At 64.6% G+C, this 24,458-nt stretch carries 22 protein-coding genes and 1 tRNA gene; 9 read left to right on the top strand and 14 right to left on the bottom strand.

Annotated features, from left to right (window positions below):
- Position 1: 1 nt before the first annotated feature.
- Entirely contained in the window at positions 2 to 346 is a 345-nt protein-coding gene (locus BMX43_RS12135) for a hypothetical protein (protein ID WP_091301713.1), read from the bottom strand.
- A 94-nt stretch (positions 347 to 440) separates the two neighbouring features.
- Positions 441 to 1,301 carry an oxygen-dependent coproporphyrinogen oxidase gene (hemF, locus tag BMX43_RS12130; RefSeq protein WP_091301711.1) on the bottom strand — a complete coding sequence of 287 codons (861 nt, stop codon included), beginning with the start codon at positions 1,299 to 1,301 and terminating at the stop codon, positions 441 to 443.
- Between the two features lie 100 nt (positions 1,302 to 1,401).
- On the opposite strand from hemF, the gene BMX43_RS12125 reads away from it, so the two are divergent.
- Entirely contained in the window at positions 1,402 to 1,806 is a 405-nt protein-coding gene (locus BMX43_RS12125; RefSeq protein ID WP_091301709.1) for a hypothetical protein, read from the top strand.
- A gap of 2 nt (positions 1,807 to 1,808) precedes the next feature.
- Here the strand turns inward: BMX43_RS12125 and BMX43_RS12120 are convergent, their stop codons facing one another.
- Genes BMX43_RS12120 through clpS form a run of 3 tightly spaced genes read right to left on the bottom strand, consistent with a single transcriptional unit; the run spans position 1,809 to position 3,983 of the window.
- Positions 1,809 to 2,615, bottom strand: coding sequence for an SDR family NAD(P)-dependent oxidoreductase (locus tag BMX43_RS12120; RefSeq protein WP_091301707.1), 807 nt, complete (start codon positions 2,613 to 2,615; stop codon positions 1,809 to 1,811).
- Positions 2,616 to 2,633: 18 nt separating this feature from the next.
- Positions 2,634 to 3,620, bottom strand: a complete 987-nt coding sequence (locus BMX43_RS12115; protein ID WP_091301705.1) for a class I SAM-dependent methyltransferase — start codon at positions 3,618 to 3,620, stop codon at positions 2,634 to 2,636.
- A 42-nt stretch (positions 3,621 to 3,662) separates the two neighbouring features.
- Positions 3,663 to 3,983, bottom strand: a complete 321-nt coding sequence (gene clpS, locus BMX43_RS12110) for an ATP-dependent Clp protease adapter ClpS (protein ID WP_175482103.1) — start codon at positions 3,981 to 3,983, stop codon at positions 3,663 to 3,665.
- A 150-nt stretch (positions 3,984 to 4,133) separates the two neighbouring features.
- Here clpS and BMX43_RS12105 point away from each other — a divergent pair, with 150 nt between their 5' ends.
- The 3 genes from BMX43_RS12105 to BMX43_RS12095 all read left to right on the top strand — a co-directional run bounded on the left by BMX43_RS12105 (position 4,134) and on the right by BMX43_RS12095 (position 7,315).
- Positions 4,134 to 4,835 (top strand): HAD family hydrolase, encoded by a 702-nt coding sequence (locus BMX43_RS12105; protein ID WP_091301873.1) that lies wholly within the window; start codon positions 4,134 to 4,136, stop codon positions 4,833 to 4,835.
- A gap of 216 nt (positions 4,836 to 5,051) precedes the next feature.
- Positions 5,052 to 6,572 (top strand): D-alanyl-D-alanine carboxypeptidase family protein, encoded by a 1,521-nt coding sequence (locus tag BMX43_RS12100; RefSeq protein ID WP_091301701.1) that lies wholly within the window; start codon positions 5,052 to 5,054, stop codon positions 6,570 to 6,572.
- Positions 6,573 to 6,634: 62 nt separating this feature from the next.
- Positions 6,635 to 7,315 (top strand): fumarylacetoacetate hydrolase family protein, encoded by a 681-nt coding sequence (locus BMX43_RS12095; protein WP_091301699.1) that lies wholly within the window; start codon positions 6,635 to 6,637, stop codon positions 7,313 to 7,315.
- A 133-nt stretch (positions 7,316 to 7,448) separates the two neighbouring features.
- Here BMX43_RS12095 and BMX43_RS12090 read toward each other — a convergent pair whose 3' ends face one another.
- From BMX43_RS12090 to lepA, 5 genes are all read right to left on the bottom strand, one after another.
- Positions 7,449 to 8,861 (bottom strand): FAD-binding oxidoreductase, encoded by a 1,413-nt coding sequence (locus BMX43_RS12090; protein ID WP_091301697.1) that lies wholly within the window; start codon positions 8,859 to 8,861, stop codon positions 7,449 to 7,451.
- Positions 8,862 to 9,098: 237 nt separating this feature from the next.
- Positions 9,099 to 9,173, bottom strand: a tRNA-Glu gene (locus BMX43_RS12085).
- Between the two features lie 59 nt (positions 9,174 to 9,232).
- Positions 9,233 to 10,030: a lytic murein transglycosylase gene (locus tag BMX43_RS12080; protein WP_281243128.1), complete on the bottom strand. Its 798-nt coding sequence runs from the start codon at positions 10,028 to 10,030 to the stop codon at positions 9,233 to 9,235.
- Positions 10,031 to 10,293: 263 nt separating this feature from the next.
- On the bottom strand, positions 10,294 to 11,040 hold the full coding sequence (locus BMX43_RS19520) for a hypothetical protein (RefSeq protein WP_139201577.1): 747 nt from the start codon (positions 11,038 to 11,040) through the stop codon (positions 10,294 to 10,296).
- 64 nt (positions 11,041 to 11,104) lie between these two features.
- Positions 11,105 to 12,904 carry a translation elongation factor 4 gene (gene lepA, locus BMX43_RS12075; protein WP_091301693.1) on the bottom strand — a complete coding sequence of 600 codons (1,800 nt, stop codon included), beginning with the start codon at positions 12,902 to 12,904 and terminating at the stop codon, positions 11,105 to 11,107.
- A gap of 241 nt (positions 12,905 to 13,145) precedes the next feature.
- On the opposite strand from lepA, the gene BMX43_RS12070 reads away from it, so the two are divergent.
- Positions 13,146 to 14,117, top strand: a complete 972-nt coding sequence (locus BMX43_RS12070) for a glycosyltransferase family 8 protein (RefSeq protein ID WP_091301691.1) — start codon at positions 13,146 to 13,148, stop codon at positions 14,115 to 14,117.
- Positions 14,118 to 14,171: 54 nt separating this feature from the next.
- Here the strand turns inward: BMX43_RS12070 and ettA are convergent, their stop codons facing one another.
- The gene (ettA, locus tag BMX43_RS12065; RefSeq protein WP_091301689.1) at positions 14,172 to 15,827 is read right to left on the bottom strand and encodes an energy-dependent translational throttle protein EttA; all 1,656 of its coding nucleotides are present in this window, start codon (positions 15,825 to 15,827) and stop codon (positions 14,172 to 14,174) included.
- Positions 15,828 to 16,050: 223 nt separating this feature from the next.
- On the opposite strand from ettA, the gene BMX43_RS12060 reads away from it, so the two are divergent.
- The gene (locus BMX43_RS12060) at positions 16,051 to 16,677 is read left to right on the top strand and encodes a nicotinate-nucleotide adenylyltransferase (RefSeq protein ID WP_091301687.1); all 627 of its coding nucleotides are present in this window, start codon (positions 16,051 to 16,053) and stop codon (positions 16,675 to 16,677) included.
- A gap of 95 nt (positions 16,678 to 16,772) precedes the next feature.
- On the top strand, positions 16,773 to 18,236 hold the full coding sequence (gene dacB / locus BMX43_RS12055; protein WP_091301685.1) for a D-alanyl-D-alanine carboxypeptidase/D-alanyl-D-alanine endopeptidase: 1,464 nt from the start codon (positions 16,773 to 16,775) through the stop codon (positions 18,234 to 18,236).
- Between the two features lie 4 nt (positions 18,237 to 18,240).
- Here the strand turns inward: dacB and BMX43_RS12050 are convergent, their stop codons facing one another.
- Positions 18,241 to 18,663: a tellurite resistance TerB family protein gene (locus BMX43_RS12050; RefSeq protein ID WP_091301684.1), complete on the bottom strand. Its 423-nt coding sequence runs from the start codon at positions 18,661 to 18,663 to the stop codon at positions 18,241 to 18,243.
- A gap of 138 nt (positions 18,664 to 18,801) precedes the next feature.
- On the opposite strand from BMX43_RS12050, the gene BMX43_RS12045 reads away from it, so the two are divergent.
- Positions 18,802 to 20,394, top strand: a complete 1,593-nt coding sequence (locus BMX43_RS12045; RefSeq protein ID WP_091301871.1) for a lysine--tRNA ligase — start codon at positions 18,802 to 18,804, stop codon at positions 20,392 to 20,394.
- A 75-nt stretch (positions 20,395 to 20,469) separates the two neighbouring features.
- Here the strand turns inward: BMX43_RS12045 and BMX43_RS12040 are convergent, their stop codons facing one another.
- Positions 20,470 to 21,345 (bottom strand): CHAD domain-containing protein, encoded by an 876-nt coding sequence (locus BMX43_RS12040; RefSeq protein WP_091301682.1) that lies wholly within the window; start codon positions 21,343 to 21,345, stop codon positions 20,470 to 20,472.
- A gap of 222 nt (positions 21,346 to 21,567) precedes the next feature.
- Here BMX43_RS12040 and BMX43_RS12035 point away from each other — a divergent pair, with 222 nt between their 5' ends.
- Positions 21,568 to 23,853, top strand: a complete 2,286-nt coding sequence (locus BMX43_RS12035; RefSeq protein WP_091301680.1) for a glycosyl hydrolase family 28-related protein — start codon at positions 21,568 to 21,570, stop codon at positions 23,851 to 23,853.
- A gap of 34 nt (positions 23,854 to 23,887) precedes the next feature.
- Here BMX43_RS12035 and BMX43_RS12030 read toward each other — a convergent pair whose 3' ends face one another.
- Positions 23,888 to 24,388, bottom strand: a complete 501-nt coding sequence (locus BMX43_RS12030) for a pyridoxamine 5'-phosphate oxidase family protein (protein WP_091301678.1) — start codon at positions 24,386 to 24,388, stop codon at positions 23,888 to 23,890.
- Positions 24,389 to 24,458 lie beyond the last annotated feature (70 nt).

Here is a 24,458-nt window from a genome sequence, read left to right as displayed (position 1 = left end):
CTCAGCGCTTCAACACCGGCCCCAGCATCGCACTCAGGGCGTCGAGCGCAAACTCGGCGCCATCGCAATTCTTCAGCCGCACCGCCACGCTTTGCGCATAGGCAAAGCGCCCGGCGACGCCGGGGCGCAGCGTGATCTCCAGCCCGCCCGGCCCGACCTGCGCCGCCGCCACCGCATCCTCGGCGCCGAAGTCTTCGTCGTTCACCTCGAACCACACCGGCCCGCCCGCCAGCGGTTGGCGGAACAGCGCATAGCCCGCATCCCGCGCATCGACAAAGCCGACGAACCGCGCGCCGTCTTCCTCGGCAACCGTCGCATAGGCCGCCTTCACCACCAGATCGCTCATCCGTCCCTCCTGAAAAAAGGCAGCACAGGGGGTGTACAGGGGGTGCCGCCCCGGTGCACGCCTGTCACCCCCGTTTTTTGGCCCCGGTTTTGGTTCAATACCACTTCGCCACGGGCGGCAGGCTCATCAGCACGGCCTCGGCATTGTGCCCGGTCTCCAGCCCGAATTTGGTGCCCCGGTCATAGACCAGATTGTATTCGGCATAGAGCCCGCGATGGCGCAACTGCACCTCGCGGTCGTCTTCGGTCGCGGGCGTGCCAAGGCGGCGTTCGGTCACCGGCAGAAAGGCCTTCAGGAAGGCGCGGCCCACATCCTGGGTAAAGACGAAATCGGCGTCCCAATCGCCGGTATTGAGGTCGTCGTAGAAAATCCCGCCCACGCCCCGCGCCCGCCCGCGATGCGGCACGAAGAAATACTCGTCAGCCCAAGCCTTGAATTTTCCATAGTAATCAGGGTCATGCGCGTCACATGCCGCTTGCAGCGCGGCGTGGAAATGTGCGGTATCCTCGGCATATTCGATGCAGGGGTTCAGATCAGCGCCGCCGCCGAACCACCAGGCATGCGGCGTCCAGAACATCCGGGTGTTCATATGCACCGCCGGGGTATGCGGGTTCTGCATATGGGCCACAAGGCTGATGCCGCTGGCCCAGAAGCGCGGGTCGTCCGCCATGCCCGGCACCCCACGCGCCGCCATCGCCTTTTGCGCCCGATCCCCCAGCGTGCCGAACACGGTAGAGATATTGACCCCAACCTTTTCAAACACTTGACCGCCGCGCATCACGCTCATCAGCCCGCCGCCGCCACTTTCGCGGGTGGTCGGCGTCACCTCGAACCGGCCCGGATTGGCGCCGCCAAAGCCGGTTTCCAGCCCCTCGAACGCCGCCACGATCTCGTCGCGCAGGCTGCGGAACCATGCGGCGGCGCGGGTTTTCTGCGGGTCGAAATCCTCGGTCATGGTCGGGCCCTTCTGTTGCTGCTTCCTTCTAGCAACTTCGCCCGTCCGGTGCCAGAATGGCTTTGACCCGGCATAAGTGCCGGAAAATCGGAGCGATTCCATGAAACGCCTTATCCTGCTGCTGCCCTTTCTCGCCGCCTGCGGCACGCCGCAGGAACAATGCATCGCCAAGGTCACCCGCGACCAGCGCGTGGTCGAAACCCTGATCGCAGAGGCCGAAGGCAATCTGGCCCGCGGCTATGCCCTTGAAGAATATACCGCTTACGAGCTGGACTGGCAGATCTGCCACCGCCAGCCCCTGCAGCCGTCCCTGCCGGCCAAGGGGCACAAGCCGCTGCCGCCGCATATGTGCTGGGAACGCGAGCCGGTGACCCGAACCCGCCCCGTCGCGATAGATCTGGGCGCCGAGGCCGTGAAACTGGCGCAGTTGCGCGACAGGCGCGCCGCGCTGATCCGGGCGGCCAGCCCGGCGGTTGCCCAGTGCAAGACGCAATTCCCTGAATAAGATCAGTGGCTTGGTGCGCTGACCACATCCAGCAGGCTGCGCCCGCCATCCAGTGTGACAATCTGCCCCGTCATGAAGGACGCGGCGTCGGAGGCGAGGTATTGCACCGTCTCCACCAGTTCCGTCGCCGCCGCGATCCGGCCCAGCGGCGTGCCCGCGATGATGGTCTCGCGGTGCCCCGGCGCCTCTTTCAACTGCGCCTGCAGGCTGGCGCTCAGCACGCTGCCAAAGCTGACGGCATTCACCCGGATCCCCTTGGGCGCCAGCGCCACCGCCATGGATCGCGTCATCTGATCCAGCGCCGCACAGGCGATGGAATAGCCCAGAAGATCGGCCCGCGTCCGGGTGGCGGCGATCGACGACAGGTTGATGATCGCCCCCGCAGACCCCGCGCCGCCGCCGCGTTCGGCCTGTGAAATCATGCGCTTGGCCGTCAGCTGGCTCAGCCGCAGGCTGCACATCAGGTTCTGCTGCAGCATCTCTTCCACCGCATCCGCATCAATGCACAGCGGGTCTGACAGCGCGATCTGGCGACTGGCATTGACCAGAATATCCACGCGCTCGAATGCGTCGATGGTGGCCGACAGCAGGTTGGTGATCGCCAGTTTCTGCCGCAGATCGCCCGCGAACATCCGCACCGGCCCCTCGGCCCGCGCCTCTTCGCCCACTTCGGCGACCAGCCGGGGCTCGTCCATATCGGCGAACATCACATTCGCCCCCTTGTCCACGAAATGACGCGCAATGGCGAGCCCGATGCCATTGGCGGCACCGGTGACGATGGCGGTCTTGCCCTGAATGGAAAGCGACATGGGAAACCCTTTTCTGCCTCAGCGGCGCATGGGATAGCTGGCGCGGATCAGGCGGAAGGCATTGTCGCCCCCCACATCCTCGATCTCGCGGAAGGTGGCTTTCAGCACCGGGTCATAGGGCAGGTGGCGATTGGCAACCAGCCACAGCGTGCCATCCGGCGCCAGCATCTTCGCCGCCGCTTTCAGAAAGGCCGCCCCCAGCATCGGATCAGCGTCGCGCGTGGTGTGGAACGGCGGGTTGCAGACCACGGCCCCCGCCAGATGCGGCACCTGCCATGTGGTGGCATCGGCCCAATGGAAATGGGCGCGCGGATCGGTGATGTTGATCCGCGCGCAATCCAGCGCGGCGGCCTCGGCCTCCACCAGATGCAGCTCCTTCACACCCTCACGCTGCAAGATGTGGTGGGACAGGAAACCCCAACCCGCCCCCAGATCCACCACTCGCGACGGCAGCTTTGCGGGCAGCACCCCGGCCAGCAGCGCCGAACCCCGGTCCGGCCCATCGGCGGAAAACACGCCCGGCGCGGTGACGAAACCGCCTTCAATCTGTTGCGGTGCCCCCGCCCAACCGGCCAGTTCCGGCCCGGCGGGGAAGGTGAAGATGCGGCCATGCGCCTTGGTCAGCGAGTCACTGACCGCGACGATGCCGCGCAATTCCTTGTAAAGCGAATCCACCCCGTCGGTCTTTTGCCCGTCTACAATCACCGGCGCGCCGGGGGGCAGGGCGGCACAGGCTGCGGCCAGCAGCGCCCGCGCTTCGGCCTTGGCACGCGGCAGACAGACCAGCGCGCCGGTATGCCCGGCCTCAGGCGCCGTGGCACAGCGATAGCCGCGCGCAGCGAAATGGTCGAAATCGGGTTTGAAGCCGGTCACGATCAGCAGCCGCTCCTTCGGCAAGGCTGACAGATCATCGCCCGCGCGCGGACGGAAAATGACAAGGCTGCCGCTGTCGGGCAGGGTGACGGCGCCGGTATGCAGCGCAAGGTCAAGGCGGGTGGAACGCATGAGCGGCCCTTGCGGGCCCTTTCCTCTCTCGTCAGGCGCGGGTCATTCCTTTTCCATCGTGCATTGCAGCGGGTGCTGATGCCGACGGGCAAAATCCATGACTTGCGCAACTTTGGTTTCCGCCACCTCGAAGGAGAACACGCCGACGACGGCCAGCCCCTTCTTGTGCACGGTGAGCATGATCTCGAACGCTTGCGCGTGGTTGAGGCCGAAAAACCGTTCCAGAATATGCACGACGAATTCCATCGGCGTATAATCGTCGTTCAGCAGCATGACCTTGTAGAGCGGCGGCCGCTGCGAGCGGGTACGCGTCTTTGTCAGGATCGTGGGGTCCGATCCGTTCCCATTGCCATCGTCGGACATGAGGACTGGGCGAAGGGGCAATGCGGCGCTCCGGTAGGTTCAGGTGGAATCGGTTACAGTCAGAAGGCGAATTATAGCGCAAAGTGGCTGCGAGGAAAGGGGGGCGGCTTTTTGCTTGCGGCGCGGGCGCGGCGCGGCAAGATTGCGGGCATGACCACGCTTTCCCTGATCGGCTTCGATGCCGATGACACACTCTGGCAGAACGAGGCGTTCTTTCGCCTGACCCAGCAGCGGTTCGAGACGCTGCTGGCCGATTTCGCCGAACCCGACCACCTGCATGAGCGGCTTCTGGCAGCAGAGCGGCGCAATATCGGCGCTTACGGTTTTGGCGTGAAGGGCTTCGTGCTGTCGATGATCGAAACCGCGATCGAGGTGACGGAAGGCCGCGTGCCCGCTGCGGTGATCGCCGAACTGGTCGCCGCCGGGCGCGAGATGCTGGCGCATCCGATCGAACTGCTGCCCCATGCCCGCGCGGCGGTCGAACGCGCCGCCGAGGCGCATCGCGTGGTGCTGATCACCAAGGGTGACCTGCTGGATCAGGAGCGCAAACTGGCGCAATCGGGCTTGGGCGATCTGTTCCACGGGGTCGAAATCGTGTCGGACAAGACGCCCGAGGTTTACGCGCGGCTGTTCGCCCGCCATGGCGTGGCGCCGGAACGTGCGATGATGATCGGCAATTCGCTGAAATCCGATGTGCTGCCGGTGCTCGCCACCGGCGGGTTCGGGGTGCATGTGCCCCATACGCTCACCTGGGCCCTGGAACGGGCCGACCCGCCGCAGGGCCATGCGCGGTTCTTCGCGCTGCCGGATCTGGCGGGGCTTTCGGCGCTTCTGGCGCAGATTTCCCCATGATGTGGTGGGGCAGGGGCAGGTCGCCACCACATCATGCGCGATGCGCGAAGAACACGCCGTAAGTATGCCTGAAATTTAGGGGTTTTCGCCTTGGCCCCCCTGTGTTAGCGTTTTGGAAAGGCCCCGATACGAGGGCTTGGTCGAGGCAGAAACATCAAGGCAAGGGGAAGCGACGTGTCTTCGCGTCTTGTGCAGCATATCCGCAGTTTTACGCTCATGGTCGCCCTCGTGGTGGTGGCCTGTCTGGCCCCGGCCTCCTCGGAGGCGGCACCCTATGCAGCCTATGTCATGGATGCCCGCACCGGCGAGACAATCTATGAAAAGAACGCCGATACGCGGCTGCATCCGGCCTCGCTGACCAAGATGATGACGCTGTACATCGCCTTTCAGGCGATTGAGCGGGGCGAGATCAGCCTGGATACCATGGTCACCGTGTCGAAACATGCTGCGGCAGAACCGCCCTCGCGGCTGGGTCTGAAACCGGGGCAGAAGATCGCGTTGCGCCACCTGATTCGCGCGGCGGCGATCAAATCGGCCAATGATGCGGCAACCGCCATCGGCGAGGCCATCGGCGGGTCCGAGGCGAATTTTGCCAAGCGGATGACCCGCACCGCGAAATCCATTGGCATGAAAAATTCGACTTTCGAGAATGCCAATGGACTGACCCGCAAGGGTCACATGTCCACCGCGCGTGACATGTCTACGCTGGGACGGCGGCTGTTCTACGATTTTCCGCAGTATTACAACATCTTCTCACGCCGTGAAACCGATGCCGGAGTGGCCGACGTGGCCTCGACCAACCGCAAGTTCCTTGACATGTACAAGGGCGCCGACGGTATCAAGACCGGCTTCACCAATGCGGCAGGCTTCAACCTGACGGCTTCAGCGGAACGGAAGGGCGTGCGCATCATTGCCACCGTGTTCGGCGGCACCTCCACCGCGCAGCGCAATGCCAAGGTGGCGGAATTGCTGGATCTGGGCTTCGCCTCGGTGAAACCCGGCACCAAGACCAAACAGCCCGCCCCGCCGGTAATGGCGGAAGAACCCGCCGAACCCGAGCTGATCGCCGCTGTCGCGCCGACCGCCGCGCCTGAAGCGGGGGCCGGGGAGGCAGGTGCCGTTGGCGCCAAAACGCTGCGTGTTGCGGGTTCCGTCGCGAAATCGCTGCGGCCCCGCGCCCGCCCGGAGGGGGCCACCGTCGCCCCCGTGGTCGAAGCGGTGCAGGTGGCCGTGTCGAACACCGGCGCCGATCCGCTGGCCGAAATGATTGCGACGCAGGTTGCCAGCTCTGCCCCCGCGCCGAAAGCGGCGGCGGTGGCAGAGGAAAGCGTGATGTCGCTGGCCGCCTCTGCGGCCCCGGCGCCTGTCGCGCTGCCTGCGGCAGAACCGGAACATGTGCCCACGGTGATCCATACCGCCACACCCGCCGATGCGGTGGCTGTGGCCGAAGCCGAGCCGGTGCCGACCGCGCCCGAGGTGGTGACCCGCATTTCCACGGCAGGCGGGCGGCATTGGGGGGTCAATATCGGGCGCTATGCCAATCGCAATGCGGCGGAACGGGCGCTGATGAAGACCATGCTGTCGGAAAGCGCCACCCTGAACGAGGGGCTGCGCAAGGTGGTGCAGACCAGCCGTGGCTATGACGCGAATTTCTTCGGGCTGAGCCAGGATCAGGCCGATCTGGCCTGTCGCCGCCTGCAGGCCCGCGGCACCCAGTGCTTCACCATCGGGCCGTAAGCGCCACGCCCTTGCGCCGCGCATGACCTCCGGTCAGGGTAGCCTGAACCGGAGGTTTTCATATGACGGACTACATCTTTGCCCCCGCCCCGCGACCCAGCCTGCCTGTTCTGGGCACGGAGGCGCGGTTCCCGGTGCGGCGCATCTTCTGCGTCGGACGCAACTATGCCGAACATGCGCGGGAAATGGGCGGCGATCCGCAGGCCGAACCGCCGTTCTTCTTCACCAAACCCGCCGATGCGCTGGTGCAGCACGGCGCGGTGATCGCCTATCCGCCCGCCACGGCGGACCTGCATCACGAGGCGGAACTGGTGATCGCCATCGGCACCGGCGGTGCCGAGATTGCTGAGGCCGCGGCGCTGGATCATGTATTCGGCTATGCGGCGGGCAATGACCTGACCCGCCGCGATCTGCAGGCGGCGGCCAAGGCGGCCCGGCGCCCTTGGGACATGGCAAAGGGTTTTGACGCGTCGGCGGTGGTGGGGGCGATCCGCCCCGGCGCTGCGGTGCCGCAAGGCGAGATCCGCTGCCGGGTGGGCGATGCGCTGCGCCAGCAGGCGCCGCTGGCGACGATGATCTGGCCGGTGGCGGCCATCATCGCCGCGCTGTCGCGACTGGTGACCCTGGCGCCCGGCGATCTGGTGATGACCGGCACGCCCGCAGGCGTTGGCCTCATCCTGCGGGGCGAAACCTGCGGGGTGGAGATTGATGGCTTGCCCCCCGCCGCCGTGATCGTGACCTGAAACGAGGCGCCTTTGCCGGGGGCATCGAGCCCCCCGCAAAGGCATTGCCATGGTATGCGGCGCCGGCGGCGCGATCCCGGGCCGCGCGCGACGGTGCGGGCGGGATTTGGGTATTTGGGCAAAGAAGAAGGCCTCAGGACAGGATCTTGCCGGGGTTCATCAGGTTTTGCGGGTCCAGCGCCTGCTTGATCTGTGCCATGACAGCAAGGGCGACCGGGTTCTTGCGCCGCGCCATCGAAGGTTTCTTCGACAAGCCCACCCCATGTTCCGCCGAGAAGGTGCCGCCCAGACGCTGCACCTCCTCCTCCACCGCCGCGACGATCCGGTCGGCATGGGCAGCATCATCGGAGCCGGGGAAGATGGAGAGGTGGATATTGCCATCGCCCAGATGCGCCACCGACAGGGTTTCCGCCTGCGGGTCAAGACCGGGCAGACGGGCATGGAACGCCTCGAGGAACGGCGCCACGGCATCCAGCGGCAGCGCCACATCGGTGTCGATGACCGGGCTGCGGGCAAAGGTGATCTCGGCGGCCAGTTCACGGCGTTGCCACATGGCGCGGCGCTGGCTTTCGGATTGTGCGACCTGCGCCTCAAGGATCAGGCCCTCTTCCATCATCTGCGCCAGCGTGTCTTCCAGCAGGGTGGTGAGGGGGATGGCACCGTCCGGGCCAGGGGTGGCATCGCGCGGCGCGGTGGCGCCCAGTTCGACAAGGATATTGACCGCATGGCGCGTGGCGAAGGGTTCGCCCACATCCGGGCGGGCCTCGGTCAGGCGGCGCATATAGGTGTCGGGCATGAACTCGAACGCCTCCACCATGCCGCCCGAAGCGCTTTGCAGGCGGTTGAGCAGGGTCAGCGCATCCGGCAGGCTGCGCGCGGCCAGCGTGGCGGTCGCATAAGCGCGCGGGCGGGGCACCAGTTTCACCACCGCGGCGGTGATGATGCCCAGCGTGCCCTCGGCGCCGATGAACAGGTCTTTCAGATCATAGCCGGAATTGTCCTTGTGCAGCGCGCTCATCAGATCCAGCACCCGGCCATCGGCCAGTACAACCTCCAGCCCCAGACACAGCGCGCGGGTGGAGCCATAGCGCAGCACGTTCGACCCGCCCGCATTGGTGGACAGCGCGCCGCCGATCATCGCCGAGCCGCGTGCCCCGAACCAGAGCGGGAAAGACAGGTCTGCCGCCTCGGCCGCGTCGTGCAGGGAGGAGAGGATGACCCCCGCCTCCACCACCGCCACCCGGGCAGCGGGGCGGATGTCGCGGATGCGGTTCAGCCGCTCGACCGACAGCATCAGCCCGCCTTGGGTCATCGCCCCGCCCACCAGCCCGGTGCGGCCTGACACGGGGACGACCGGCACGCCATGCGCGGCGGCGAGTTTCACCGTGGCCGCGATCTGCGCCGTATCGGCGGGGCGCAGAACGGCCAGCGGGTCGGCGGTGTAATGGCCTGTCCAGTCGGGCAGATAGGCGGCGCGGTCGGCGCCGGTCAGCACATGGGCGGGGCCGAGCAACTCGGTCAGGGCGGCAAGCAGGTCTTGGGACATGACATTCCTCCGGTCCGGGCAACAGGCCTTGTCGAAGCGGGCGCGGCACATTGGGGGATCGCTTTCGATCCGGCGTCAAGAGGCGCCGGGCAGGCGGATATTACAGCGAGACGGCACGCCGTTCAAAGGGGTATGGCAGCCGGTCCGCTTGGCTGGCAAGCCTGATCACCGATTTTGCCGGGTTGTGTGTAAATGTGGGGAAACTTGTCGAATAGCAGTGGCTTGCAAGGAGCAAGGTGGCAGCCCGTAGGGGAGTCGAACCCCTCTTCCCAGGTTGAAAACCTGGTGTCCTAACCGATAGACGAACGGGCCACAGTCAGTGGCGGCTGGATATGTCAGCCGCCCGGGCTGCGCAAGAGGGAAAACGCAGATCAGCGGTCGATTTTCGCGCCCATCAGGGCAATCGCCTGCTGGTAGACTGTGGCTGCATTCCACTCTTGCAGCACCGGGTAATTCGGCTCACCCGGCTGATAGCCTTGGCCCGGTTGCCAGCCCTTCTGCGCAAAGAAATTCGCGGTCGAGGCCAGCGCATCGGCCTGTTTCGTCAGATCCACCCGCCCGTCGCCGTCGCCATCCACGCCATAGCGCAGCACATTGCCCGGCAGGAACTGCGTATGCCCCACCTCGCCGTGCTTGGCGCCCACACTGGCCGCCGTGATGACCCCCTGATCCACCAGCATCAGCGCGGCAATCAGATGCGGGGTGAAATAGTCCGACCGGCGGCAGTCATAGGCCAGCGTGGCGATGGAGCTGACGACATTGCTGTCGCCCATGAAGCCGCCGAAGGCCGTTTCCATCCCGTGGATCGCCAGCAGCACGCCGGCGGGCACGCCATAGCGCGCCTCCAGCCCGGCATAGAGGTTCGGGTTCTGCGCCTTGCGCTTGCGCCCCTGCGCCACGATGGTATCGGCGCCGCGCACCTGCAGGAACTTGTCGAGCGTATACTTGAAGCTTTTCTGGTTGCGGTCCGCCGCAATCGTCCGCTGGGCATAGGACGAGCCCATCAGCGCCGCAATCCCGCGCTGCCCCACGCCTGCCGCCTGCGCCTCTTGCGCCATGACGGGCTTCCACGCTTCGTAATTCCCGCCTGTATCGCTGCAGGGGGCGGCCTGTGCCGTGACGGCGAGGAAGGGCAGGGCAAGGGCCGCAGCGGCCGCCTTGAAAAGGATCACTTGAAAAGCTCCTGTGACTGTTTGAGCGGCAGTCTAAGGGGATTCCGGTGTGACGCAAGCGGGGGGAAGGGGGGAGCGGGTCACGATGCGGTGGGGGACACTGCCGTCCGCTCATACCGAGCAGTAAGTCAATGCTCCACCAACATCGCAAGATTTTGGCGAGTCGCATCTCATTCTACGTGCTGCTCAAACTCGTGCGTGATGTTCATAAAATAGATCGCACCGCAAAGAGTGGTGTGCGGCATCAGGGTTGCGATAACTTAAATGAGGGCTGTCGTTCTAAATAGATCGGCTGGTAAGTCCATATAATCTTTGTTGCGATTCAAAGGTAGTATCCTGCAATTTTTTATAAGCCGCAGGCAATATCTAAACTCTCTTTGGTGCGAGTAATCTATGGGTTTGATTAGATCGGAATTCACTATATCTCTGGCAAAGTCACAGACAGCTTTAACGCTTGGGTTTCTAAGTTCAATGAAGCGGTTCCTGTATTTAATGTCGCCATACGCAACTTTAAATGCCGCGCCGTCATACAGGGCCTTGGACTCCCCCTCTGGTATGAATGGTGTTGGGTTTAATCTAAAAGACTCATTAAAGTAAGACTCTGCGATTTGTGCAAATTTCTTTACTTTTGAAAGGGGCATCTTCCATTGATCAGGGTAACCAAGGAGTGGCGGGCAGTTGGCAGCTTCAACGCGAGTCATGCAAAAAATATATGCATCAGAGCCTTGCGTTTGATACAATGCGTCACACTTTTTAAAAGTCACGCTTCCGTTGCGAATGGGTCCAGAATCGATATAATTGATTTGGAAACCAAAATCTCGAGTTAATCCTAATGCCTGATTGCCATTGCCAAAGGCAATAGCTCCCTTCCAGAGTCTTTGCAAGGCTTGTGCGGGATATTTAGTGTGTGTGTCTACGATCAAGCGAGTCGAAAGCTCAGCTTCAGACCGGTCTCCAATTTCATAATGCGCGCAATTTCTGAAGTAATCAAGCGTACCAAATCGCAAGTAATCACTTCTGCTTATATGATGGTCGTGTTGGCACGACTTCATTAAGAATGCGCCCATCCCCTCAACTATCCATCTTCAACGCCGAAATAAACGCTTCCTGCGGAATCTCCACCTTGCCGAACTGGCGCATCCGCTTCTTCCCGGCCTTCTGCTTCTCCAGCAGCTTCTTCTTCCGGGTGGCGTCGCCGCCATAGCATTTGGCCGTCACGTCCTTGCGCATCGCGCTCAGCGTTTCGCGGGCAATCACGCGGGCGCCGATGGCGGCCTGAATCGGGATCTTGAACATGTGACGCGGGATCAGCTCTTTCAGCTTTTCCACCATCGCGCGGCCCCGGGCTTCGGCGCGGTCGCGGTGCACCATCATCGACAGCGCGTCCACCGGCTCTTCGTTCACCAGGATCGACATCTTCACCAGGAAATCCTCGCGGTATTCCGAGATCGTATAGTCGAAGCTGGCATAGCCCTTGGTCACCGATTTCAGCCGGTCGTAGAAATCGAACACCACTTCGGCCAGCGGCAGGTCATAGACCACCATCGCGCGGCTACCGGCATAAGACAGGTCGAGCTGAATCCCCCGGCGATCCTGGCACAGTTTCAGGATATCGCCCAGATATTCGTCGGGCACCATGATCGTGGCCTTGATGCGCGGCTCTTCGATATGGTCGATATAGGTCAGATCGGGCATGTCGGCGGGGTTGTGCAGGTCGCGCACCTCGCCATCCTTCATATGCAGCTTGAACACCACGGACGGCGCGGTGGTGATCAGGTCCAGATCATATTCGCGTTCCAGCCGGTCGCGGATCACCTCAAGATGCAGCAGGCCAAGGAAGCCGCAGCGGAAGCCGAAGCCAAGCGCGGCCGAGGTTTCCATCTCATAGCTGAACGAGGCGTCGTTCAGTGCCAGCTTTTCGATCGCATCGCGCAGCGGTTCGAAATCATTGGCATCCACCGGGAACAAGCCGCAGAACACCACCGGCTGCGCGGGTTTGAAGCCGGGCAGGGCGGTCTCGCAGCCCTTGCGCTCATGCGTGATCGTGTCACCCACCCGCGTATCGCGCACCTGCTTGATCGAGGCGGTGAAAATGCCGATCTCGCCCGGGCCAAGTTCGGCAATATCCACCATCTGCGGTTTCAGCACTGCCAGCTTGTCGATGCCGTAAACCGCATTGGTCTGCATCATGCGCACGCGGTCGCCCTTGCGGATCACCCCGTCCATCACGCGGATCATCACGACCACGCCCAGATAGGCGTCATACCAGCTGTCCACCAGCATGGCTTTCAGCGGCGCGTCCCGGTCGCCCTTCGGCGGCGGCAGGCGGGTCACGATGGCTTCCAGCACATCCGCGATGCCCAGCCCCGATTTCGCCGAAATCGGAATCGCGTCCGAGGCGTCGATGCCGATCACATCCTCGATCTGCGCCTTCACCCGGTCGGGTTCGGCGGCAGGCAGGTCAATCTTGTTCAGCACCGGCACGATGTCATGCCCGGCATCAATCGCCTGATACACATTGGCCAGCGTCTGCGCTTCGACCCCCTGCGAGGCGTCCACCACCAGAAGCGAGCCTTCCACGGCGCGCATCGAGCGGCTGACCTCATAAGCGAAGTCCACATGGCCGGGCGTGTCGATCAGGTTCAGGATGTAGGTCTTGCCATCCTTCGCCGGATATTCGATCCGCACGGTGTTGGCCTTGATCGTGATGCCGCGCTCCCGCTCGATATCCATCGAGTCGAGCATCTGCGCCTTCATGTCACGGTCGGCCACCGTCCCGGTCATCTGGATGAGCCGGTCGGCAAGCGTGGATTTACCGTGGTCGATATGCGCCACGATGGAGAAATTGCGGATGAGATCGAGCTGGGTCATGGTGCGGTGATATGAGCGCGATTTGGCCTTAAGGCAATGGGTTTCGCAGCAGAGCGTGGTGGCGTCTGCCGGTTCCGCCCGCTTCTAGACGGCGCGGCGCCTTTGGGGAAGGGGCGGCGTCGGCGCAGGGCCGCGCAAACCGCGCCGACGCCGTGATTTCGCCATTGTGGTGCCATCCACCCGGGTTACCTTCTTGGCGACGCGGCAAAGCACCCGCCACGCCAGACAGAGGCCGCTTTCCATGATCAGACCCACCGTCGCCCCGCCCGAACCGCTGTGCCTCGTAGCAGGCGCAGATGCCACCTATGCCCTGCCGCTGGCGGTGACCCTGCATTCCGCGCTGCGCCACCTGAACCGTGATCGTGCGGTCGAGGTGATCATCGCGGATGGCGGGCTGGGCAATCAGAACAGGGACCGGATCGTCGCCACCCTGCGACGTGCCCATCCGAAGGCGACAATCCTCTTTGTTACCCCGTCGATGGAGCGGCTGGCCGGGCTCAACAGCGGGATCTATTCGCCCTCATCCTATCTGCGCCTGCTGACCCCGGAGTTTGTCGGCGCCCATCAGCAGCGGGTGCTGTATCTTGACAGTGACATCCTTGTCACCGACGATCTGGCGCCGCTGTGGGATTTCGACATGGCCGGATTGCCGCTTTGGGCAGTGCAGAATTTTTCTGACGGATCACACGGGCGCGCGTTGCGCAAGGCCTTGGCCGAACGGGGCCAGTCTGACGATTGCCTGTATTTCAATTCGGGCGTGCTGCTGATCAATCTGCCCGTCTGGCGTGCCGAAGCTGTATCAGAGCGTGCCTTCGCCTTTCTGGATCACCACAGCCAGACGCTCAGCTTCCCTGATCAGGATGCGCTGAACATCGCGGTTGCAGCGCGGTGGGGGCAACTTGACCCGCGCTGGAACATCCAGATCTCCAATCTCGGTATCGTGCCGCGTCTGGCGCCGCCAAGCCAGGGTGCGGCAGACGCGGCCGCGATGCGGGCCCTGCGCGGCATCTGCCATTTTACCGTCGCCAAGCCTTGGCAGCGCGCCTATACCGGCAAGCTTGCCGCCGCATGGCAGGCCGAGGCATTGCGGCTGGGCTGGCAAAACCCGTTGGTCGCGCTGCCGGAAACGCTGCGCCTGCTGTTGCGGCAGGCCCTGTCGCGCAATTGCACCCGTCTGCACCGCCGCATCGGATGGCCCAAGGCGCAAGCCTGAGCGGTTCAGGCCGGCGCAAAAGCAAAGGGGGCCGGTTGGCCCCCTTCCTGTCGCTTATCGCGAAAACCGCTTGTACTTGACCCGCTTGGGTTCAAGCGCATCCGGGCCAAGGCGACGGATCTTGTCTTCCTCGTAGGCCGCGAAGTTGCCTTCAAACCATTCCACATGCGCGTCACCTTCAAAGGCAAGCATATGCGTGCACAGCCGGTCGAGGAAGAAGCGGTCGTGGCTGATGATGATGGCGCAGCCCGCGAAATCCTCGATCGCGGATTCCAGCGCCTGCAGGGTTTCCACGTCCAGATCGTTGGTCGGTTCGTCGAGCAGCAGCACGTTGCCCCCCGAGCGCAGCAGTTTCGCCATGTGCACGCGGTTGCGTTCGCCGCCCGACAGCAGGCCCACTTTCTTCTGCTGGTCGGTGCCCTTGAAGTTGAACGCGCCGGTATAGACGCGGCTGTTCATCTGCATGTCACCCAACTGGATGATTTCCGACCCGCCCGAGATTTCTTCCCAGACGTTCTTGTTCGGGTCCAGCGCATCGCGCGACTGGTCCACATAGGCCAGATGCACGGTATTGCCCAGGGTGATGGTGCCCTCATCGGGCTTTTCCTGCCCGGTGATCATCTTGAACAGCGTCGATTTCCCGGCGCCGTTCGGCCCGATCACCCCGACGATCGCCCCCGGCGGGATGGTGAACGACAGGTTCTCGATCAGCAGCTTGTCGCCCATGTGCTTCTTCAGGCCTTCGACCTCGATCACCTTGTTGCCCAGACGCTCGCCGTTGGGGATGATGATCTGCGCGGTGGTGGCGCGTTCCATGACGGTCTGCCCCGCCATTTCGTTGTAGCGCGCGATCCGGGCCTTGCCCTTGGCCTGCCGGGCCTTGGCGCCAGACCGGATCCATTCCAGTTCCTTTTCCAGCGCCTTCTGCTTGGATTTGTCTTCGCGGGCTTCCTGCTGCATCCGCTTGGCCTTCTGGTCCAGCCAGGCGGAGTAGTTGCCCTCGTAGGGGATGCCGCGGCCGCGATCCAGTTCCAGGATCCAGCCGGTGATGTCGTCCAGGAAATAGCGGTCGTGGGTGACGATCAGGATGGTGCCCTTGTAGGCGATCAGGTGCTTTTGCAGCCAGGCGATGGATTCGGCGTCGAGGTGGTTGGTCGGTTCGTCCAGCAGCAGCATGTCGGGCTTTTCCAGCAGCAGCTTGCACAGCGCCACGCGGCGGCGTTCGCCGCCCGACAGGGTTTCCACATCGGCATCATCGGGCGGGCAGCGCAGCGCGTCCATCGCGACGCCGACGGTCGCCTCCAACTCCCACAGGTTTTCGGCGTCGATCCGGTCCTGCAACTGGGCCATCTCGTCGGCGGTCTCGTCCGAATAGTTCATGGCGAGTTCGTTGTAACGGTCCAGCACGGCCTGCTGTTCGGCCACGCCAAGCATCACGTTGCCCTTCACATCCAGCGTCGGGTCCAGTTGCGGTTCCTGCGCCAGATAGCCGACCTTGGCGCCCTTGGCGGCCCAGGCCTCGCCTTTGAAATCCTTGTCGATGCCGGCCATGATCTTCAGCAGGGTGGATTTCCCGGCGCCGTTCACGCCGACGACCCCGATCTTCACCCCGGGCAGGAAGTTCAGCTGGATATTTTCAAAGCATTTCTTGCCACCCGGATAGGTCTTGGAGACGCCATCCATGTGATAGACGTATTGATAGCTGGCCATGATCTTCCCTCGGGCGTGTGTGCGGTTGGCGCGTCTTGTAACGAAAGTGCTGGACAAGGGCAACGTGGGGGTGGGATGTCGGACAGATTGCCTGTTTGCTGCGGCCTGGACCCGACGGACTGCCCGATGACACCTGCGACCCCGTGCCTTTGCGCTGCCCCGGCTGCCCCTGTGGCGGCGGCTTGCGCGGGGTATGGCACGCAGGTCTGAGCGGGATGATGTGATGCGGCAGGGCTTTCCGATGGCATCGCGTGGCATGGTGATCGGGCTTCTGGGTGGGTCGTTTGATCCGGCGCATGAAGGCCATGTGCATATCACGCTGGAGGCGATGCGGCGGTTCGGGCTGGATCAGGTCTGGTGGCTGGTCAGTCCGGGCAATCCGCTGAAGGCGCGTCAGCCCGCGCCGATGGCGGTGCGGCTGGCACAGGCGCGCGGCATCATGCGGCATCCGCGGGTGAAGATCACCGATCTGGAGGCGCGGATGGGCACGCGCTTCACTGCCGCCACGCTGAAGGGGCTGCAGGCGCGCTATCCGGGGGTGCGCTTCGTCTGGCTGATGGGGGCCGACAATCTGGCGCAGTTCCACCGCTGGGATCGCTGGGAATGGATTCTGGACCATGTGCCGGTGGGCGTGCTGGCCCGGCCCGGATCGGGCCTGCGGGCGCGCATGGGGCGGGCGGCGCGGATCTATGCCGGGGATCAGCTGTCGCAGGGGGCGGCGGGGCGGCTGGGCTGGCGGACGGCCCCCGCCTGGGCCTTTGCCGACATGCCGATGAAGGCGCTGTCGTCCAGTGCGATCCGGGCGCGGGGCGAATGGGGGCAGCGCGGCCCGGTGGTCACGCGGCGGTGAACGGGCAGGGGGGCTGTCTGCCCCCCGAACGGGCTTTCGCCCGTTCCCCCCCGAGGATATTTTCGCCAAGATGAAGGTCAAAGGGTGAGTCTGTCATGACGGTGACGCGGCGCTGGGTTCTGGCGGGGCTGTTGGCAGGGGTTTCGCTGCCTGCGGGGGCCGAGGCGCCTGCCACTTCGCCTTTGCCACGGCGGCGGGGCGCGGGCGCTGCCGCCCTCCCTGCAGTGGGCGGGGCAGAACCGTTGGTCGCGGCGGCAAAGCTGGGCGGGGCGGTGGGCTTCGTGCTGGCCGATGCCGAGACGGGCGAGGTGCTGGAAGCCGTTGCGCCGGATGTGGCCTTGCCCCCCGCCAGCGTGATGAAGGTGCTGACGGCGGGCTTCGCGCTGGACCGGCTGGGGCCGGGGCATCGCTTTGCCACGCGGGTTCTGGCAACGGGGCCGTTGGTCGGTGGCGTGGTGCAGGGCGATCTGGTGCTGGCAGGCGGCGGCGATCCGGTGCTGGACACCGACATGCTGGGCGATCTGGCGGCGGCGCTGCAGGCGCGCGGGGTAAAGGGTGTGACCGGGCGCTATCTGGTCTGGACCGGGGCGCTGCCCGCGTTGGAGCGGATCGACGCCGAACAACCGGATTTTGTGGGCTACAACCCGGCGGTGGGCGGGCTGAACCTCAATTTCAACCGCGTGTATTTTGAATGGAAGCGCGCAGGCAAGGACTGGGCGCTGAGCATGGATGCCCGGGCCGAACGCTTTGTGCCGCCGGTGCGCATGGCGCGGGTCAAGGTTGCGCGGCGGTCGCTGCCGGTGTTCACCTACGAAGGCCGGGCGGATGCCGAGCTTTGGACGGTGGCCGACGAGGCGATGGGCAAGGGCGGCGGGCGCTGGCTGCCGGTGCGCCATCCCTGGCTATATGCGGGCGAGGTGTTCCAGACGCTGTGCGCCGCGCAGGGCCTTGCGCTGCCCGCCCCGATCCTGGCCGAGACCGCGCCGGTGGGGGCGGAACTCGCCCGCCATGACAGCCCGGCGCTGGAGTCCATTCTGCGCGACATGCTGTTCCATTCCACCAATCTGACCGCCGAGGTCAGCGGGCTGCACGCCTCGCAGGCGGCCAGCCTGCGCGGCTCTGCCCGGGCGATGCAGGAATGGGCGCGGCTGCGCCACGGGCTGGGGGCGCATGTGGTGGACCATTCGGGGCTGGGCGGCGCGGCCCGGGTCAGCGCGGGGGATCTGGTGCGGCTGCTGGTGGGCCTGCGCGACAGCGCGTTGCCGGGTTTGCTGAAAAACCACGGGATGCGCGATGCCAAGGGCAAGAAGCAGCCCGGCCATCCGGTGCAGGTGGTGGCCAAGACCGGCACGCTGAATTTCACCTCGGCGCTGGCGGGCTATATCCTGCCGCCGGGCGGGCGCAGGCTGGCCTTCGCCATCCTGTCCGCCGATGTGCCGCGCCGCGCGGCGCTGGCAGAGGTGGAGCGGGAACGCCCGCCGGGCGGCGAGGCTTGGGTGAAGCGCGCCCGCAATTTGCAGGCGCAACTGATCGAGCGCTGGGCCGGGCTTTACGCCTGACCGCTTACAGCGTCAGGTGGCGCACCCGGGCGCCCCATTCGATGGCGGCTGCGTGCAGCCGGTCGATGGCCAGCTCGTCGCGGATTTCCTCCAGCATGCGCAGCTCGATCTCGCGTAGCGTGCCATCGGCGGCGGCGACATCGCAGGCCAGCGCATAGGCGGTTTCATACAGCCGCTCCGGCAGCCCGTCGCGGATCAGGCCGAACAGCGCATCCAGCCCGTCTTCTTCCTCGAACAGGTCGAAGATCGTCTGGGCGATCTGGCGCATGCGGTCCAGATCATAGGCGGCGAAGATCGGCATATGGTTGACGGTGCGCTGAATGGCGACCAGTTCTGCCGTGCGCATGTTCTCGTCCGAGGCGGAGACGGCGATCATCACGGCCACCAGCGCGTCTTGCGGGGTCAGAGAGGGGAGACTGTCGGGCACGGGTCCATTCCTTTGGTATTGCAGGGCGGGTGTCACGCGGTCTGCGGTCCCTTAGAATATTGACGCGGGCAGGGGGCGGCAATAGGAGACGGAGGTTCGGCGGGCATGGGGCCCGCGATGATGCCTGAGGATGCGCCGATGTCTGCCCCGAGCCCTTCGCTCCGTGACGCCGCAATGAAATCGAAAGCCTGGCCCTTCGAAGAGGCCCGCCGCATCCTCAAACGCTATGAAAAGAAGGCGCCGGAAAAGGGCTATGTGCTGTTTGAAACCGGCTATGGCCCCAGCGGGTTGCCGCATATCGGCACCTTCGGCGAAGTGGCGCGCACCACGATGATCCGCCGCGCGTTCGAGGTGATCAGCGACATTCCGACGCGGCTGATCTGTTTCTCGGATGATGTGGACGGCATGCGCAAGGTGCCGGAAAACGTGCCGAACCAGGACATGCTGCACGCCAATATCCAGAAGCCGCTGACCTCGGTGCCGGATCCGTTTGGCGAATATGCCAGCTTCGGCCACCACAACAACGCCATGCTGCGCCGGTTTCTGGATACGTTCGGCTTTGAATACGAATTCATCTCGGCGACCGAGTTCTATCGTTCCGGCCAGTTCGACGACACGCTGAAACTGGCGACCGAGCGTTATGACGCGATCATGGCGATCATGCTGAAATCGCTGCGCGAGGAGCGCCAGCAGACCTATAGCTGCTTCCTGCCGATCCACCCGGAAACCGGGCGGGTGCTGTATGTGCCGATGAAGAACGTCGATCCGGTGAACCACACCATCACCTTTGACGACGAAGACGGGCGGGAATGGACGCTGCCGGTGACGGGCGGCCATGTGAAGCTGCAATGGAAGCCTGATTTCGGCGCGCGCTGGGCCGCGCTGGGTGTCGATTTCGAGATGTATGGCAAGGACCATTCGACCAACACGCCGATCTATGACGGGATCTGCGAAGTGCTGGGCGGGCGGAAGCCGGAGCATATGACCTACGAGCTGTTCCTGGATGAAACTGGCCAGAAAATCTCCAAATCCAAGGGCAACGGGCTGACCATCGACGAATGGCTGACCTATGCCTCCGCCGAAAGCCTGAGCTATTTCATGTATCAGAAGCCGAAAACGGCCAAGCGGATGCATTTCGACGTGATCCCGCGCGCGGTGGATGAATATCACCAGCAATTGCGCGCCTATCCGACGCAGGATGTGGATCAGCAGGTGAACAACCCGGTCTGGCACATCCATGGCGGCAACCCGCCGGCCAGCCATATGGTGGTGCCGTTCTCGATGCTGCTCAACCTTGCTTCGGTGGCCGGGGCCAAGGATGCCAAGGGGCTGTGGGGCTTCATCAAGCGCTATGCACCCGATGCCTCGCCCGAGGCGAACCCGGATCTGGACGCGGCGGCGGGCTTTGCAGTGCGCTATTTCGCCGACAGAATCGCGCCGACCCGCAGCTTCCGCCTGCCCTCCGACATGGAGCGCGCGGCGATCGAGGATCTGCGGGCGCGGCTGGCGGTCTGGGATGGCGGGCTGGACGACGAGGCGCTGCAATCCATGGTCTTCGCCGTCGGCAAGGATCACGGGTTCGAGCCGCTGCGCGACTGGTTCAAGGCCCTGTATGAGGTACTGCTGGGCGCGTCTGACGGCCCGCGCTTCGGCGGGTTCATCGCCCTTTATGGCGCGACGGAAACCATTGCGCTGATCGACCGGGCGCTGGCGGGCGAACTGGTCTCCTGACGTTCAGGGGGCAAAACCCCCTCTCTGACCCTCCCCCTGCAGGGGGAGGGGAGGCGTTGCGCCGGGTTGGCAACGTCAGCCGATCTGGGCGCGCCAGATCTTCCACCATTTGAGCCAGAGATCGGCCATTTCCTCGGGGTTGCCCGCGAACAGCCGGGCGCCAAGCGCGAAGGCCGAGGATTCGATGGCGGTCTGGGCGTCACGCACGGCAGCGGCCAGAAGCTCGCGCGCCTCGGGGCGGGCGACATCCTCGGGCAGGGCGGCCACATGGGCCAGCAGCACCGCCAGATCATGGTGATCGCCAAGCGCCTCGCCCAGACGGTCGGCCTCGGTCACCACGGGGCGCATCATCTCGGGCCAGACCGGGGCGAACAGGCGGGCCTGATACCAGTGATCCTTGGCGCGTTTGCGCCAGTCATGCAGCGCCTCGTCGGTGGGGGCATCGCGGGCGGTGCGCATCGCCTCGCGCGCACGGGCGCGGGTTTCGGCAAGGCCTGCGGCAAGGATGCGCCGCTCACCGCCTTCGACCTGCCAGCTTTCCAGCCGCAGCGCCAGATCGGCAAAGACGGCGTGCAGATCGGGCGGCGGCGGGGCGGGCATCGCCGCCTCGGCCGCAAGATGGGCGCGCAGCGCAAGGGTGGCCGCGCCGGATTCACCCGCCATCAGCCGGTCGAAGGTGGCCAGCCGCACGGCGCCGTCGCGCTGACCGGCCAGCGCCCGCGCCGCATCGCGCAGGATCACATTTTCGCCCGCCTGCACATCCCGCATCCCCTGCCGCACCAGCCGCAGCAGTGCCCGGGTTTTCTTTACCCGTTTGCGGATGTCATGCACCGTGGCGGGCGCCAGATCGGGCTGGCCAAGATGGGTGGTGATGGGCGCGAGTTCGGCGCGGGCGATGCGGCGCAGCGACTCGGTAAGGGAGACATCGCGCAGCTCGAAACGGTAGGACATGGGGGCTCCGGTGTGGCGGGCTTGCCGGGATCGCGTGACCCACTATACCTTATGCGTAACGGTTCCATGACGCCGATGTGACACATGCCCCCCGCGTAAGGTGTTGCGCGGCGGGGCAAGGCAGCGCGCGCCGGGCCGGGAAGGCCTTAATCTTGCGTTGCTACTCGTCTGGGCACAAGGCGCGTGATGCGCCGACGGTGCAACGAGGCGAGGAACCCACAGATGAACATGGCGATTACCGATGGTCTGGTGCTGATGCCGCCGCCGTTTTCGGCGGGGTTGGGGCAATGGTCGCGCGCAGATGGCACACCGGGATCGGCCACCTATGCGGGCCAGCCCAATGCGGCGCTGGTGCCCGCCGATCAGGATTTCGGCGGCTGTCTGGAACTGCAGAAGACCGACAGCACCCAGCGGCTGCGTTACATGGGGCAAACGCCGATCCGGCCGGGCCTGTATCTGCGGGTCACCGCGCGGATCAAGGCGGTGGCGGGCAGCCTGCCGTCTGTGCGCATCGCCGCCTACGCGGCGCGCGCCAATGGCGCGGCGGTCAGCGTGCCGCTGACCGGGCCATCCACCCCGCTGACCAGCTATGGGCAGGTGGTGACGGTGAGCGCGATCATCGGGTCGGGCAACCGGCAGGGTGTGGATATGGTCTGGGGGATCGAGCCGGTCTATGGCCATTTCGGGCTGGATCTGACCGGGGCGAATGGCGGGGTGGTGCGCATCGACGATCTGGTGATCGAGGATGTGACCGAGGTTTTTCACCGCAAGATGCTGGATGTGGTCGATGTGCGTGACTATGGCGCCTTGGGCAATGGCTCGACCGATGACAGTGCGGCTTTTGCGGCGGCGGACGATGCGGCCAACGGGCGCACGGTGCTGGTGTCGGATGGCACCTATCGGCTCGCCTCCAGTTTCACCTTCGACAATGCGGTGCGGTTTGAAGGCACTGTGTCGATGCCCGCAGGCGCCCGGCTGACCTGCACGCGCAACTATGACCTGAACACCTATGCCGCCGCTTTTGGTGGCGAGCTGGAGGGGTTCCGTCGCGGCCTGCAGACGCTGTTCTATTTCACCGATCATGTGGTGTTCGACCTGTCGGGCCGCAGTGTGCAGCTTTCGGCACCGATTGACGTGGCCGCGCTGTCTGGTCTGACCAGCCTGTCAAGCCGCCGGGTGCTGACCAATGGTCAGATCAATGCCGGCAATTCGGCGGCCTGGGACACCATCGAGGTGACCTCGATTGCCTCCTACAGCACCAACAACGCGACCACGCTCACCAATGTCGCCAATGTCGCCAATATCCCGGTCGGGTCGCGGGTCAGCGGCACCGGGGTCGGGCGCGAGGTTTATGTGCGCGCCAAGAATGTCGGTGCAGGCACCGTAACGTTGAGCGCGCCGCTCTGGGCGGCGGCGGGCACGCGCACCTTCACGTTCCGGCGCTACAAATACATGCTCGACTTCTCGGGCTTCGACTATCTGGCGCGGTTCGAGCTGACCGATCTCGACTTCAACTGCGCGGGCCGGGCCAGCGCGATCCTGCTGCCGACCTCGGGGTTGACCTTCCGCATCGCAGATTGCGTCTTCTCGGGGCCGAAGGATCGCGGCATCACCTCGATAGGCTCTGGCTGTCAGGGGATGATCGTTGATCAGTGTCAGTTCCTGTCGAACGAGCAGGAGCTGCCCGCGCAGAACCGCACGACCATCGCCATGAATTCCAACGCCAACGACCTGAAGCTGCGCGACAACCGTGTGGTGCGTTTCGCGCATTTCGCAGTGATGGGGGGCAATGGCAACATGTTCATCGGCAACCACTTCTTTCAGGGCGATGATCAGACCGACGGGTTGCGGCAGGCGGGGGTGGTGATCACCAACACCAACTGCAAAACCATCTTCACCGGCAATTACATCGACAATTGCTGGATCGAATGGACGAATGAACATGACCCCGAGCCGGGATTCGATGGCGAATTCAGCTTCGGCGCTCTGACGGTGACGGGCGGCATCTTCACAGTCAACGATGTGGCGCCCGCCTTCCGCTGGCTGGTGATCAAGCCGCGCGGGCCGGGGCATTTCATTAACGGGTTGTCGGTCACCGGCAATGTGTTCCGCACCGTCAACACCTCGATTGATCGGGTGGAGAAGGTGGATACCTCGCAGGCGGGTCTGGATCACAGCCGCGCGCGCAACGTGGTGTTTGACGGCAACACGTTCAACGGTGTCACCCAGATCACCATGAATCCGCTGACGCTGGAGCACAACCAAAGTAGCACGGCGGCAACCTGGACGGTGGATGGCGGCGCCTATCTGCCCTTCGGCGGGCAGGCGCTGACGGTGGCCTCGGTCGTGGCCGAGGGGCCGCTGCGCAACAATGGCAATGCGGTGACCTATGCCACGCCCTATGCCGAGGTGGCGCAGGGCGCTGGTGAGGACAAAATCTCCCTGAAATGGCCAGAGCCGCTGAAGGGCAAGGTGCAGGTAACCCTGCGATCCGATACCCCGGCGTAAGTGGCTGGAACGGGCGCCCCCAAAGGCGCCCGTTTCAGTTTGGCGCAGGGACCAGATCTTCGGGCGACAGCCGGTAAGCCCGGGCAAAGCCGCCATTCAGCAGCGCCGAAACCGGGCGCAGCCGCACAAAGCTGAAATCGGCGAAATCGACGTAAAGCTTGGCCTTCGGATGATCGGTCAGCCAATGGTCGCGGATCGCCGCATGATCCGGCGCGCTGCGGTCCACAAATTCAGCCATGACGCGGATCATCAGGCGCGGATGGGTCAGCGGATCGCCCTTTTCCCCCGGCTCGCCCACCATCACCGCCGCAGCGGGCTGCGCGGCCAAGGCGGCGCGATGTGCGGCCAGCGCGGATACAAGCGTCAGCGGGCAGCCCTGCGGATCAAGGCCAAAGGCGATGCGGCTGATGCCGGGCGTGCCGGTTTCGGGGTCGATCACCGCCAATGCAGCATGGCGCGCGGACTGCAGCAGATCGCGCGCCAGGGTCAGCGCTTCGGCATCGGCGGGTTGAACGGGGTCTGGGCGGGTGGTCATGCGGCCTCGCGGCGGTTGACAGGGCAGGGGCGCAGGCGTTTGCTGGCGGCAATAACAATAATCGCTACAG

Source organism: Gemmobacter aquatilis (assembly GCF_900110025.1).
In the GTDB taxonomy this organism is placed as follows: Bacteria; Pseudomonadota; Alphaproteobacteria; order Rhodobacterales; family Rhodobacteraceae; genus Gemmobacter; species Gemmobacter aquatilis.
Note: the sequence above shows the minus strand (reverse complement) of the source record. Positions and strands in the feature narration are given on the sequence as shown.

What these genes read in the sequence shown, in the direction of transcription:
- BMX43_RS12135 (WP_091301713.1), bottom strand. Translation starts at nt 346, where the DNA reads ATGAGCGATCTGGTGGTGAAGGCGGCCTATGCGACGGTTGCCGAGGAA.
- hemF (WP_091301711.1), bottom strand. Translation starts at nt 1,301, where the DNA reads ATGACCGAGGATTTCGACCCGCAGAAAACCCGCGCCGCCGCATGGTTC.
- BMX43_RS12125 (WP_091301709.1), top strand. Translation starts at nt 1,402, where the DNA reads ATGAAACGCCTTATCCTGCTGCTGCCCTTTCTCGCCGCCTGCGGCACG.
- BMX43_RS12120 (WP_091301707.1), bottom strand. Translation starts at nt 2,615, where the DNA reads ATGTCGCTTTCCATTCAGGGCAAGACCGCCATCGTCACCGGTGCCGCC.
- BMX43_RS12115 (WP_091301705.1), bottom strand. Translation starts at nt 3,620, where the DNA reads ATGCGTTCCACCCGCCTTGACCTTGCGCTGCATACCGGCGCCGTCACC.
- clpS (WP_175482103.1), bottom strand. Translation starts at nt 3,983, where the DNA reads ATGTCCGACGATGGCAATGGGAACGGATCGGACCCCACGATCCTGACA.
- BMX43_RS12105 (WP_091301873.1), top strand. Translation starts at nt 4,134, where the DNA reads ATGACCACGCTTTCCCTGATCGGCTTCGATGCCGATGACACACTCTGG.
- BMX43_RS12100 (WP_091301701.1), top strand. Translation starts at nt 5,052, where the DNA reads ATGGTCGCCCTCGTGGTGGTGGCCTGTCTGGCCCCGGCCTCCTCGGAG.
- BMX43_RS12095 (WP_091301699.1), top strand. Translation starts at nt 6,635, where the DNA reads ATGACGGACTACATCTTTGCCCCCGCCCCGCGACCCAGCCTGCCTGTT.
- BMX43_RS12090 (WP_091301697.1), bottom strand. Translation starts at nt 8,861, where the DNA reads ATGTCCCAAGACCTGCTTGCCGCCCTGACCGAGTTGCTCGGCCCCGCC.
- lepA (WP_091301693.1), bottom strand. Translation starts at nt 12,904, where the DNA reads ATGACCCAGCTCGATCTCATCCGCAATTTCTCCATCGTGGCGCATATC.
- BMX43_RS12070 (WP_091301691.1), top strand. Translation starts at nt 13,146, where the DNA reads ATGATCAGACCCACCGTCGCCCCGCCCGAACCGCTGTGCCTCGTAGCA.
- ettA (WP_091301689.1), bottom strand. Translation starts at nt 15,827, where the DNA reads ATGGCCAGCTATCAATACGTCTATCACATGGATGGCGTCTCCAAGACC.
- BMX43_RS12060 (WP_091301687.1), top strand. Translation starts at nt 16,051, where the DNA reads ATGCGGCAGGGCTTTCCGATGGCATCGCGTGGCATGGTGATCGGGCTT.
- dacB (WP_091301685.1), top strand. Translation starts at nt 16,773, where the DNA reads ATGACGGTGACGCGGCGCTGGGTTCTGGCGGGGCTGTTGGCAGGGGTT.
- BMX43_RS12045 (WP_091301871.1), top strand. Translation starts at nt 18,802, where the DNA reads ATGTCTGCCCCGAGCCCTTCGCTCCGTGACGCCGCAATGAAATCGAAA.
- BMX43_RS12040 (WP_091301682.1), bottom strand. Translation starts at nt 21,345, where the DNA reads ATGTCCTACCGTTTCGAGCTGCGCGATGTCTCCCTTACCGAGTCGCTG.
- BMX43_RS12035 (WP_091301680.1), top strand. Translation starts at nt 21,568, where the DNA reads ATGAACATGGCGATTACCGATGGTCTGGTGCTGATGCCGCCGCCGTTT.
- BMX43_RS12030 (WP_091301678.1), bottom strand. Translation starts at nt 24,388, where the DNA reads ATGACCACCCGCCCAGACCCCGTTCAACCCGCCGATGCCGAAGCGCTG.